This is a genomic window from Synechococcus sp. W55.2, from assembly GCF_047461635.1.
GTDB lineage: Bacteria > Cyanobacteriota > Cyanobacteriia > Thermostichales > Thermostichaceae > Thermostichus.
The window spans coordinates 1-11,203 of the sequence record NZ_JANSHM010000082.1; the positions used below are offsets into that span (position 1 = coordinate 1).

Below are 11,203 nucleotides of genomic sequence, written 5' to 3' on the forward strand. Positions count from 1 at the left end.
CCAGGAACTTCTTGAGTTTTCTCTATCTCGTCAGTGCTCTCTTTTGGCTCAAATGAAAGATCAACACAACCTAGAAGCCCTGGCCCAGGAGACCCACAAGTTCGAGTCTCGCTACTTGGACAGCCTCATTGGCCCCTACCCAGAGCGGCGGGATCTCTACCGGGAGCGTTCCCCCATTCATCACCTGGAGGGCCTCAATTGTCCGGTTATCTTCTTCCAAGGGTTGGAAGACGCCATCGTGCCCCCCAATCAGGCAGAGAGGATGGTGGCAGCGCTGCGGGCCAAAGGGATCCCAGTGGCCTATGTGCCCTTCGAGGGAGAGCAACACGGCTTTCGCCAGGCGGCCAACATCAAACGGGCTTTGGAGGCAGAGCTTTACTTTTATGCCCAGGTTCTGGGGTTTCCGCTGGCAGAACCTCTTGAGCCGGTTCGGATCGAGAACTTGGACATCTGATGATGACTGCTCAATGGGTCGAATAGAAAGGGATCCCGTCCCATCTATGGCCCATTGTTGCTCCACAACGCTGTCGCGACAGAGCAGCCCCTCTATGATGGACTTACCAGCCAACCCGGATGGAGTCATCGATATTGCTCCGCAACACTGTCGCGACTGCTGGTAAGAGAGCTGGTCATGAGCGTCAGTAGCCCTTCCTTCCGTGAACTGCCCATCTTAGAAAGCGGCGATCGTCTCACCCGCGATGAGTTTGAACGGCGCTATCAAGCCATGCCTCAGCTCAAAAAAGCCGAGCTGATTGAGGGAATTGTTTACGTGGCATCTCCCCTCAGATATCGCCGACATGGCAGACCACACAGCCACATCATGGCCTGGCTGGGAGTTTATGAAGCAGCAACGCCGGGGGTTGAGTCGGCGGGCAATCCAACCGTTCGCCTGGACTTGGACAATGAGCCGCAGCCAGATGCCATATTGCGGATGCACGAATCTTGTGGGGGACAGTCCCGCATTAGCGAGGATGACTACATTGAGGGTGCACCGGAGCTGATTGTGGAGATTGCCGCCAGCACAGCTTCCTACGACCTGCATGATAAGCTGCGGGCCTACCGGCGCAACGGCGTGCGGGAATATCTGGTCTGGCTAACCCAAGAGCAAGCCTTTCGCTGGTATGTCTTCCAGAATGGAGAGTACGTGCAGCAACAGCCCAATGAGTTGGGCGTTTTGTACAGTCGGGTGTTTCCGGGGTTGTGGTTAGCCGTGGACGCGCTGCTGACGGGCAACATGCAGCAGGTGTTGGGTGTGCTGCAAAGGGGAATTGAGTCGGAGGAACACCAGGAGTTTGCGGCGCGGTTGGCAACCCGAGAAGCAGAGGCTGGAGCCTAGGCCATGAGTCGGAGGGACGGGTTTGCGCTCGCAAAGGCTCAGGTTAATGGCTGTGGGCCAACAGGTTGGGCTCGAAGACAGCCATCTCCAACCGAAACGGGATCCCCATGTGGGCCAGCCAGTCCTGCAGCGGATCATCGGCCAGCGCCAGGATCTGCCCTTGGGGGGAAACGTGGGCCGGACGGTGCCAGTTGCCCAGTTGATGAATCACTTGGCCCATCTGGATGGGGTTTTCAGGTTGAATCAAGAGCACCGGTTCGGGTTGGGCTCTGACCCGAATGTGTCGCTGCGCATCCGCATAGAGCAGATCCCCATCGTGAAGATGGGTGCCGCGGGGCAGCATCAGCTGGATCTCGGTGCCCCAGTCGCTCACCAGCCGTTGCCGGGATCGCTGGCGGTCGTGCCAAGTGAGGGCAACCACTTCCAAGTGGCCGGGGATCCCCTCTGACGGCTCGTCCAGCAGTTGCGTCACCGTAATGGCCGCGGGATCCTCTCCTGCAGCATGGGGATCTTCGCTCATGCCAGAGACTCCAGATATTGGCTGAGGTCTTCTTGAAGGCGAGAGAACTCCACTTCGGTGGAAAGGCGCAGCACCTTGGTTTTCAGAGTCACCAGCACCTTGGCTGCGTGGGGGCCAGCCCAGATGTTGGGGTTGCAGAACATCTCCAAGCTGAAATCTTCAGTAGGGTAACGAAACTCAACCGGCTCCTGAGGCTGCAGTCGGGAACGGATCTTGAGTCGCTCCAAGAGGATTTGCAGAGCCTTGTGCCATTGTTGTGCCGCCTCAGGCGAAAGGGAGAAACTGGCCGAGCCGGTTGCGAAGTTGAGGGCAAACTGAGGAAAATGGGTAGTCATGGAGGCCCGTACCGTTCGCGAAGCGTCCTTTGGAGGGCAGCATTGGACAACAACAGTATCTTACGTCAGCTCTTGCTAATGGGCGTGGGCACAACCACTCTGCTGGCAGAACAGTTGAGAAAGGCTGCCGACGACTTGGTGCAGAAGGGGCAGCTCAACCCAGAAGAGGCATCCAATGTCATCAACAACCTGCTCAACCAGGTGAAGGCCGAGCAGAGTAACTTTGAATCCTACGTTCAGCGGCAGGTGCGCAACGTCCTGCAGGATCTGGGCGTGCCCCGCCAATCGGAAATGGACGAGCTGCGGGGGCGGCTGGATCGGCTGGAGCGGCAGGTGCGCAATTTGGAAAATCAGGTTTACCGCCGGTAGCCGAGCTGAGCCTTCCCCTTTTGCCGGCTTTCCTTTGCCGTTGGGCAGGGTTTTGCCGAACGTTGCGATACCCTGAAGTCCTCTCTGGGAGAATTCATCAAGTTCCCATGTCAAGCGAAGTTTTGACCGTCACATTCCCATGTCAAGCGAAGTTTTGACCATCACAGGCCGAGGGATCCCCCTGCTGGGCAACGACATCGACACCGACCGAATTATTCCGGCCCGCTTTTTGAAGTGCGTCACCTTCGACGGCTTGGGCCAGCACGTGTTTGCCGACGACCGCGCCCAGGATCCCGGCCAACACCCCTTCGATCAGCCTCAGTACCAGGGAGCCCAGATCCTCGTGGTCAATGCCAATTTTGGCTGTGGCTCCAGCCGGGAGCATGCCCCCCAAGCGCTGGCCAAATGGGGGATCCGCGCCCTCATTGGCGAAAGCTTTGCCGAGATCTTCTTCGGCAACTGCTTGGCTCTAGGGATCCCTTGTGTTACGGCACCCCCGGCTGTGATTCAAGCCCTGCAGAAGGCGGTGGCGGAAAATCCCCAGCTCCAGTTGACGCTGGATCTGCCCAACAAACAGGTGCGCTGGGAGGCAAATACCGCTGCTGTGGAGATCCCCCAGGGAGCCTGGCAAATGCTGGTGCAGGGCACCTGGGACGCCACAGGACAACTGCTGGCCGCCCAAGCCCAGATTCAGCAAGTAGCCGCTTCTTTACCCTACCTGCGTTGGCAGCGAGCCCGTTGAGCCATCCTCTCCCCCCTGATACCCATACATGGCTGGGCAGTGCTGACCCAGATTTTCTGGATTTGGCGATCCGGGAGATAGAAGCTGCGGATCCAGAGGCTGCCGTGCAGCGGCTAAAGGAAGCACCTGGCTTGGTATGGGTGTGCAGCCAACGCTCATTTGCTGACCTGGCTGAGGCTTGGCAAGCTGACCCGCCCATTTTTTTACGCCACATCTGCCCCATTCACCAAGAACGGCGGCTGGCCGAGGGATCCTTAGTTGAATTGCGCCTTGATGGGGAAATGTTGGCAGCCATTGACCCCACCCTCAGCTTTTCGGTTCAAACGCGCCTGTTTGGGGAGCGGAATCTCAAGCCCTTCCAGGTCAATGAAACCTTGGCCGAACAGGTGATCGCGGCGGTGGGATCCCCCCTGCAGGTCAAAGACCCACAGCAGGTGATCTCGGTGGTGATCCTGGCTCAACCGATGGGCATTCGCGCTTGGCTGGGCCTATCCTTGGCTGCCCAGAACCTCTCCAACTGGGCCGGTGGGATCCATCGCTTTCGGCGGGATCCAGAGCAAATCAGCCGCTCCGAGTTTAAGCTGCTGGAGGCCATCCAGGTGTTTCAGATTCCCTTGGTGCCGGGGGGACAGGCTCTGGATCTGGGGGCAGCACCGGGGGGATGGTCGCGCATTTTGCGCCTATATGGCCAGCAGGTCACAGCAGTGGATCCGGGGGACTTGGACGAGCGCCTCAGCCAAGATCCGGGGATCCGCCACCATCGCCTCAGCGCCCAAGCCTACCTGGCCCGTGGCCCAGGCCGGTTTCACCTGATCCTCAACGACATGCGCATGGATGGCCCGGCTTCCGCCCACCTGATGGTGGCTTTTGCCCCCCATCTGGAGCCACAGGGGAGAGCTGTGATGACCCTGAAGTTACCTCGCCAACACCGCCTGCGGGTGCTGCGGCAAAGTTTGGAGATCTTGGGTAGTGCCTTCCCCCTGGTGAGAGCCCGCCACCTGTTTCACAATCGCAGCGAAGTCACCCTCTACTTGCAACAGGGGATCCCTGCCCCTCAATCTGCCGTTTCCACCACCTGAATCTCCCGACGGAGCACCATTTCGCGAATGGACTCCAGCAAGCCTATCTCTTCGGGGGAGATTTTGCCGTCGGCCCGGATGGCGCTGACGATTTGATCCACCTCTGTGCGGGTGAGCTTTTTGTCTTCCAGCGCTCGATCCACCAGCGCTTGCAATTGCGAAAACTCCATAAGGCTCCTCTGCGCTTGAACAGGTCTTGTCGCCTCATCTCCTCATCCAAACTACCCGCCCTGACCCAAATCTCCTGCAAGCGCAAGATTCTCTTCAGGTATCCTAAAGAAAACGTGAAACCCACCGAGAGGAAGACATCATGGCTGGCCCGGATCCCAGGAGCACTGCGCACGATTGCGCCACCCTCTGTCGAGATGGCTGTGTCTTGGGAGAGGACTGCCCCCACCGAGAGGCGGCTCGCCAAGCCGTGGCCTTTGTCATGAGCACCGACTGGGAGACCTTGATGCGGATCGCCGAATCCAAGAACCTACCCAAAAGCTCCCCTCAGGAAGAGATGGATCCCCTGCAGTTTTTGGAGAATTACCGCTTGGGCGGGTAAGCCCCAACCAGTCTCCCTAAGGACAAGGGATCCCTGCTGAGGATCCAGGGGTTTTGAGCCATACTGAGTTAGGTGGGATCCCTGGATTCTATGGTTTGGCCTTGGATCATCATCGGGTTAGTCCTCATTTCTGCCGAATTGTTTTTGCCAGAATTGGTTGCCGGCTCGGTGGGGCTGGCGGCGCTCTTGGCGGGGCTTTTGGCTTATTTGGGGCTGCCGATCTGGGTACAATTTGCCAGCTGGATTGGGGCATCGGTGGTGTTGATTATCCTCAGCCGCCGTCTGGTGCCCCATGGATCGGTTCAGGTAGAGGAATCTCGCGAGGCGCGGGCAATCACCCCCATTCCCCCAGGCGAACGGGGGCGGGTTTCTTATCTGGGTTCCACCTGGAACGCCAAGTGCAGCATTCCCAACCTGGAAATCCAAGCCGGACAGGAGCTCTACGTGGTGGAGCGACAGGGAAATACCCTCATTGTCATGCCGGCCAAGATGCTCAAGTCCTGACCTGGACAAATGTTTGTTTCCCTTGTTGCCTTGAGCGAGGGATCCCTGCTTGGGTGTGCATCAGAGGCGGGGATCTGGCATAATCACAAAAGCTAAGCCGGGATGTAGCGCAGCTTGGTAGCGCATCTGCTTTGGGAGCAGAGGGCCGCAGGTTCAAATCCTGTCATCCCGATCCTGACTGCGACGGAAATTGAGCCGTTTACGCTATTGACCGAGAGTTTCCCACCTATCCAGAGCCCCGCAGCCAAAACCCGCATCTATCGGCAGGGGTGCAGTCTTTGTCTTGAAGGCGCAAGAAGCAAACTCTTCGATTCTTCGATGCCATGAAAGAAATGGGCGGATCAGGCAGCCAAGCGGGATCCCTCGTAGCCAGGCCAAGGAGAAGCAAGCACAAAAAAGGCAGGGTTAACTTGCCCCTGCCGAGAAGATCGAGAGCTGAGAGCCTGCTCTCCCTGTCGTAATCGTTGCATCAAGGCGCGGTTCCGTTTGTCCAGTTGGCGCTTGCGTGCCGATCCCCCACGACCGCGACGGTTTCTGCCCTGATGGCGAGGAGATTCATGAGATTTCAACAGCATGGGATTTCCCTGATAAACTAAACAGTCCTGCCTGATTCTAAACGAAACCTCAGCAACTGGCCACAAGACTGGCGGCGCAAGCTGCGGCATTCATGGCTGGGGACAGACCACCTTCGTCAACTCATTCGGATGGAGAACCACTTTGGGACAACCAGTCTTTTAGCCGATGGGTAGCTCGACAATCATCCTCGTTGTAGATAAGCGAGTGCTCCAAATATCTGCGCTCCCGAGTTTCCAGCCATTGGCTATACCAATAAATGGACTGGGCGCCATTGGCATCAGGCAGACGCCACTGAAACCCCAACCAGCGGGCGATGTTTTTCAGGGAATAGCTCTCGATCGGCAGCACCACCGAGCGTTGCACCCAGGCCTGTAAATCCACAAAGCGCTGCAACAACTGCCGCAGCTGTCGGGGATCCGTGCGGTATTGCTCCCCCAGCCGTCGGCAGGTCTGCACTTCAAAGCCGTGAAAGTGGTAGATGGGAGCGTCGGGATAGCGTTGTGCCAGTTGCAAGAATTGCTCCCAAGCTTGCCTTTCTTCCGGCGGCTCGGCGGCCAGGCAACTGTGATAGCTCGCAACCTTTTTCCCCTCGGCTTGCTCCACCACCAGCAGGCCCAGCAGATAGGCGACGTTGTGGCGGGGATCCGCCTCGATATCGAAGTACAGCTCTACAGGTGTGGTGGGCAGGGTTTCCGGGGGGGATTGAATCCAGAGAGGCTGCCGGCTGAGGGTGGCACGGGCTTGCAGCTGCAGTTGCAGGGCCACGCCGGATCCCAACTTGGGAATGGCTTGCAACCTATCCAACTGAGCGTTGGCCAGGGCTTCAATCGAGTGGATCCCCGCCTCTTGCAAAAGGGGATAGCGGGATCCCGTTACGCCCGGTAGCAGGCTGAGGGGTTGGGCGGTGGCGTTCAACTGCCGACAATGCTCCCGCCAGTGGCAAAGATGACAGCGGCTGCGGGCCATAAACACCTGGGGCGGTTCCGGCTGGCTGAGGGAGTGCAGATACTCCTGCAGCAATTGCCGCACCTGTGCTCGTCGGCGGCTCAGGTGGACGGGGTGCCACTTCCCATCTTTCAGGATCAAAATGCCCCGCTTGGGAACGTTTCCCTGCAGGGATCCGAGCAACTCTGCCTGCAAAGCCAGCACCAATTCGTACTCCGGCTTGGGGCGTTTGCCGATACGAATATGAACCGGCAGGTAAGAGGATCGGGCGGCGTGGCGACTTCTGCCAACGAGAGCGGGATCCCGAATCAGCAGATCCAGGGAGCTGCTCACCCAAACTGAACGTCCCTCTGGAACAGCTTCAGGCGGCAACGCAAGAGCGGGCACCATCTCGCAGTCTTCTGGGGCAGGGATGGGATCCCTTGGAGAGGAGGAGTGAGGGACAGGTTCAGAAGCAAGCTGCAACAGCTCTGCCTCAGCAGTACAGTTGAGATCTTCCTGCGGTTGCCAAAACAGCTCTGCGGCAATCCGTCCGCCGTAGATCCGCTCCGCCCCGTCGGCCATGGCTGCCAAGAGAGCTTCATTGCCCGGCGCAACCCGTTCTCCGGGGAATCGCTCAAACACAGCGGCTGCCAGGGTTTGGCGATCCCGCCGCCATTGCTCCAGCAGGTTGTCCGGCGGCAGCTTGGCCTCTTGAGGGCCAAAGCGATCCAGGTAAGGCAAGCGTCGGCAACGAAAAAAAGCAAGCAGCTCCTCAGCCTCAACAGAACCCTGTCCTGCTGCTGCAACCTGGCACTCCAACGGTGGACAACCTCAGCTCTGCTGCCATTGTGGCACGCCCCCAGGTTGCCCTCTGATCCTTCAAGACTTGGGATCCTGAGCGGGCAGGAGATGGGCGATGATCCGCTCAATCGTCTCAGATTGGCGACGAGCTGTATCGGCTTGCTGTTGACATATCGTCTTTAACTCTCCCAGCCAGGTGTTGTGCTCCTGGGATATCAGCACCTGTTGTTGAACAACAGCTTTCAAATGGGTTAGGTCATCCTTGACGAAGCTGACGGTCTCGGCCAGGGTCAACACAGCCCCAACCAGGCGATCCAGCCGGAAGTCAATTTGGTCGAATCGGTCTTTGCTCTGCATTTTCCTTACATTGGTTAGTAGAGGTTATCGGTGGGCGCTGAAGGGAAGTCACTTCACCAAGAAAAAGCCCCAAGCCGAACAGTCAGCCCGCTCAAGCTTGTGTCTTTATTGTTACCCATACGTACAGATACAGCACTAGCTATTTAGTGCGACTTCCCCTATCTGCTGTACGATCACGCCCTGCCCTGCGGACGTAACTCACCCTTCAGGTGCAATGTATACTATTTTGCAGAGCTTGGAGAAAAACCACAGGGAACGAGATCACAGCCACGGAAGACTTGAAGGGATAGCATAAACTACTGCCAAGGGCAGGGATCCCTGATAAGACCTGCAGCTTGCTGACACGGCTGGCGTATGCTGGAGAATAAAGATTTCTTTACACTTTACCGGAGCGGACTGTGACAGCTCTTTCGACGGCCCCAACCTTGCCCCAAACCAAGACGGTGGCGGTGGAAATGCAGGGGGTGTGGAAACGCTTTGGGCAGCAGGTTGCCGTTCAGGATTTGAGCCTGCAGATCCCGCAGGGGGAAGTGTTTGCCCTGTTGGGGCCCAACGGAGCCGGGAAATCCACCACCATTCGCATGCTCACCAGCCTTACCCGACCCAGCCAGGGATCCATCCGGGTGGGGGGCTACGATGTGGTGCGGGATCCCGTGTCGGTGCGGCGGCAGATTGGGGTAGTGTTGCAGCCCATCACCCTAGAGGCAGAGCTGACCGTTTGGGAAAGCCTGGAGTTTCATGCCCGCATGCACCACATTTCCAACCCAGAGCGGCAACGGCGCATCGATGAATGGCTGGAGTATGTGCGGCTGGCGGATCGCCGGCAAGACAAAGTGAAAACCCTCTCAGGGGGAATGAAACGACGCTTGCAGGTGGCCAGGGCGTTACTGCATCGCCCCCAGATTTTGTTTTTGGACGAGCCCACCGTCGGGTTGGATCCCCAGGCGCGGCGGCTGTTGTGGGAGATCTTGCGGGATCTCAATCGGCAGGGCATGACCTTGCTGATTACCACCCACTACATGGAGGAGGCAGAAGAGCTGTGCGACCGCATCGGCATCATGGATGGGGGAAGGTTAATCGAGTTGGGCAGCACCGAGCAACTGCGGGCCAAGTATGGAGAGGCCCTGCTGGTGCGATCCTGTCCTGGCCGGGAGGTGGAGTACACCTTTTTCCCCAGCTTGGCGGAAGCTCAGCGGCAGTTGGAAGCTGAACCTGACAAAACCGGCCTCATGGTGCGCCCGGCCAACTTAGAAGACATTTTTGTGCGTTTGACAGGCCGCCGCTTGGATTAACGGGCCCTCACCCCTGGCCCCTCTCCCAACGTGAAGAGGGGAGAGTTATTTGGGGGTTAAGGTTTTTCCTCTCCCCATCCCTCCTTCGGAGCGGGGGGCTCAAACTTGTAGCCAACTCCACGCACGGTGCGGATCAACTCCGGTTGGCTGGTATCAGTCTCTAGTTTCTTGCGAATTTGGCCGATGTGGACATCGACCACCCGTTCATCTCCCTCGTGGTTAAAATCCCACACCTCTTGAATCAGCTCAGCCCGTCGCCAAACCCGCCCCGGATGTCGAGCCATAGCATAGAGCAAATCGAACTCCAGTGCTGTTAAGTTGATCAGGCGCTGCTCGCGGATGACTGCTCGGGTTTCCGGGTCGATTACCAAAGAGGCAAAGGTCAAGACCGGTGCGCTGGCAACTTCGGTCTTCATGCGTTGCCGCCGCAGAATGGCTTGCACTCGCGCCTGTAACTCCGGCAGGCTGAAGGGCTTGGTCAGGTAGTCATCTGCCCCCAACTGGAATCCGTGCAACTTATCAGCAGGGCTGACGCGGCTGGTCAACATCAACACGTACACGCCGGTCTCTTTTTGCATTTGCTGGCAGAGATCGTAGCCGCTCACATCCGGCAAGTTCAGATCCAAAATTACCAAGGCCGGCTGAAAAGCGCGCAACTGCTGTAAGCCCTCGGCCCCCGTCATCGCCACCTCAACCGAATACCCCTGCCGCTGCAAGTACCGCTGCAGTAGAGCACAAATGCTGGGATCATCATCGATGATGAGGATGCGTGACATGGCAGCTTGGCACTCTCGAAGTCAGCAGGAGACAAGGTTGCAGGGCGTTGGGGTGCGGGGATCCCTTCGGCAGTCCATAGGCAACCATCACATAGAGGCAATAGGCCCTCAGCTCGCCAGGTGGGAGGGGAAAAAGAGCCTTATCAACAGGGCAGGCTTGACCCCAACCTCGGCTGGAAAGGGCAACAAACGCAGGTGATTCATGAGTTATTGAACACCTAAATCTTATTTCAAGTCTTTACGTGTGGGGTCGCGCAGGGAGTTTATCCTTGCCGAGGCCGCCCTCCTGTGCGTAAATCAACGGAGGCTTATCCAAGAATCTTGGGCATTATCTTAGTAAACTACCCGGCTCCGACCGCTAAGCGGTACGGAGCGGGCTTTCAGTAGCCCTGAGCCTGTTCTGCTCTACCAGAGAACAAAACAAGCCCGGACCTCTAGGCTGGTTTACGACAGCCCCCAAGAGCGCAATCACATTCGCACCATTCAAATCCGCATCCCCTTCCCATCCACAGTGCCCACACTTGAACGACTTGCCACTGCGGTAGGATTGCGCAGGATCGGGATGGATGTGTAAACACTTGTGACAGGTCTGCGACGTGTAGGCAGGCGGCACAAGAACCAGAGAAACCCCTGCAACTCTCGCCTTGTACTCCAGAAACTGGCGTAGCTGGTAGAACGCCCAACTGTTGGCCCTGCGCCTTTCGGTTTTGCTGCGGGGTTGTTGATTGACCCTTTCCCGGATCCCTGTCAGGTCTTCCAGGGCAATAGCGCTGTTGGTAGCCTTTGCCCTAGAGACAATAGCTTTGGAGATGCGATGATTGACCCACGTTTGAAAGCGCCTCTCCTTGCCAGACAGCCGTTGCAACAGTTCTCTGCACCTGCGCCGCGAACTGCGTGTGCCCTTACTGGCTTTGCGTTGGAGTGCCGCCCTCAACCGGGAGTAGTGGTCTCGGACTCTGTTCAACTGCTGTCCATTCCAGTTCTTCCCCTCTGAGGTATGAGCGATATCTATCCTTCCCAAATCCACCCCGATCACCTT

General features: G+C 57.8%; 16 protein-coding genes and 1 tRNA gene. 9 read left to right on the forward strand and 8 right to left on the reverse strand.

Annotated features, from left to right (window positions below; translation table 11 throughout):
• Together NW828_RS12645 and NW828_RS12650 are read left to right on the forward strand one after the other, a co-directional pair.
• On the forward strand, positions 1-454 hold a 454-nt coding region (locus tag NW828_RS12645; RefSeq protein WP_414384219.1), incomplete at its 5' end, for an alpha/beta hydrolase family protein.
• A 177-nt stretch (positions 455-631) separates the two neighbouring features.
• Positions 632-1,336, forward strand: coding sequence for a Uma2 family endonuclease (locus NW828_RS12650; protein WP_414374649.1), 705 nt, complete (start codon positions 632-634; stop codon positions 1,334-1,336).
• A gap of 43 nt (positions 1,337-1,379) precedes the next feature.
• On the opposite strand, the gene NW828_RS12655 is transcribed toward NW828_RS12650, so the two are convergent.
• Positions 1,380-1,856 carry an urease accessory protein UreE gene (locus tag NW828_RS12655; protein ID WP_414384221.1) on the reverse strand — a complete coding sequence of 159 codons (477 nt, stop codon included), beginning with the start codon at positions 1,854-1,856 and terminating at the stop codon, positions 1,380-1,382.
• Complete coding sequence (locus NW828_RS12660) at positions 1,853-2,191, reverse strand: hypothetical protein (protein ID WP_414384223.1); 339 nt, start codon at positions 2,189-2,191, stop codon at positions 1,853-1,855. The genes NW828_RS12655 and NW828_RS12660 overlap by 4 nt, the downstream gene beginning before the upstream one ends.
• A 42-nt stretch (positions 2,192-2,233) precedes the next feature.
• Between NW828_RS12660 and NW828_RS12665 the strand changes: the two genes are divergently transcribed.
• From NW828_RS12665 to NW828_RS12675, 3 genes are all read left to right on the forward strand, one after another.
• On the forward strand, positions 2,234-2,560 hold the full coding sequence (locus NW828_RS12665; RefSeq protein ID WP_011433607.1) for a phasin family protein: 327 nt from the start codon (positions 2,234-2,236) through the stop codon (positions 2,558-2,560).
• A 139-nt stretch (positions 2,561-2,699) separates the two neighbouring features.
• The gene (gene leuD, locus NW828_RS12670; RefSeq protein ID WP_414384224.1) at positions 2,700-3,302 is read left to right on the forward strand and encodes a 3-isopropylmalate dehydratase small subunit; all 603 of its coding nucleotides are present in this window, start codon (positions 2,700-2,702) and stop codon (positions 3,300-3,302) included.
• Positions 3,299-4,381: an SAM-dependent methyltransferase gene (locus NW828_RS12675; RefSeq protein ID WP_414384226.1), complete on the forward strand. Its 1,083-nt coding sequence runs from the start codon at positions 3,299-3,301 to the stop codon at positions 4,379-4,381. Before leuD ends, NW828_RS12675 begins: the two co-directional genes overlap by 4 nt.
• Here NW828_RS12675 and NW828_RS12680 read toward each other — a convergent pair.
• The gene (locus NW828_RS12680; protein WP_414384228.1) at positions 4,357-4,551 is read right to left on the reverse strand and encodes a hypothetical protein; all 195 of its coding nucleotides are present in this window, start codon (positions 4,549-4,551) and stop codon (positions 4,357-4,359) included. The two genes, NW828_RS12675 and NW828_RS12680, sit on opposite strands and share 25 nt — an antisense overlap.
• A 140-nt stretch (positions 4,552-4,691) precedes the next feature.
• Between NW828_RS12680 and NW828_RS12685 the strand changes: the two genes are divergently transcribed.
• The 3 genes from NW828_RS12685 (at position 4,692) to NW828_RS12695 (ending at position 5,607) form a co-directional block, all read left to right on the forward strand.
• Positions 4,692-4,931: a hypothetical protein gene (locus tag NW828_RS12685; RefSeq protein ID WP_011433611.1), complete on the forward strand. Its 240-nt coding sequence runs from the start codon at positions 4,692-4,694 to the stop codon at positions 4,929-4,931.
• Positions 4,932-5,021: 90 nt separating this feature from the next.
• Positions 5,022-5,435 carry an NfeD family protein gene (locus NW828_RS12690; RefSeq protein ID WP_414346738.1) on the forward strand — a complete coding sequence of 138 codons (414 nt, stop codon included), beginning with the start codon at positions 5,022-5,024 and terminating at the stop codon, positions 5,433-5,435.
• A gap of 98 nt (positions 5,436-5,533) precedes the next feature.
• Positions 5,534-5,607 (forward strand) — tRNA-Pro (locus NW828_RS12695).
• A gap of 169 nt (positions 5,608-5,776) precedes the next feature.
• Here NW828_RS12695 and NW828_RS12700 read toward each other — a convergent pair.
• The 3 genes from NW828_RS12700 to NW828_RS12710 all read right to left on the reverse strand — a co-directional run bounded on the left by NW828_RS12700 (position 5,777) and on the right by NW828_RS12710 (position 8,096).
• Positions 5,777-6,010: a hypothetical protein gene (locus tag NW828_RS12700; RefSeq protein WP_414384230.1), complete on the reverse strand. Its 234-nt coding sequence runs from the start codon at positions 6,008-6,010 to the stop codon at positions 5,777-5,779.
• A gap of 121 nt (positions 6,011-6,131) precedes the next feature.
• On the reverse strand, positions 6,132-7,757 hold the full coding sequence (locus NW828_RS12705; protein WP_414384232.1) for a TM0106 family RecB-like putative nuclease: 1,626 nt from the start codon (positions 7,755-7,757) through the stop codon (positions 6,132-6,134).
• Between the two features lie 60 nt (positions 7,758-7,817).
• On the reverse strand, positions 7,818-8,096 hold the full coding sequence (locus NW828_RS12710; RefSeq protein ID WP_414384234.1) for a hypothetical protein: 279 nt from the start codon (positions 8,094-8,096) through the stop codon (positions 7,818-7,820).
• Positions 8,097-8,539: 443 nt separating this feature from the next.
• On the opposite strand from NW828_RS12710, the gene NW828_RS12715 reads away from it, so the two are divergent.
• Entirely contained in the window at positions 8,540-9,388 is an 849-nt protein-coding gene (locus NW828_RS12715; RefSeq protein WP_414329500.1) for an ABC transporter ATP-binding protein, read from the forward strand.
• Between the two features lie 56 nt (positions 9,389-9,444).
• Here the strand turns inward: NW828_RS12715 and NW828_RS12720 are convergent, their stop codons facing one another.
• Both NW828_RS12720 and NW828_RS12725 read right to left on the reverse strand, forming a co-directional pair.
• Positions 9,445-10,164 carry a response regulator transcription factor gene (locus NW828_RS12720; protein WP_011433617.1) on the reverse strand — a complete coding sequence of 240 codons (720 nt, stop codon included), beginning with the start codon at positions 10,162-10,164 and terminating at the stop codon, positions 9,445-9,447.
• Between the two features lie 358 nt (positions 10,165-10,522).
• Positions 10,523-11,203, reverse strand: a 681-nt coding sequence (locus NW828_RS12725; protein WP_414384236.1) for an RNA-guided endonuclease InsQ/TnpB family protein, incomplete at its 5' end; no start/stop codon positions are given.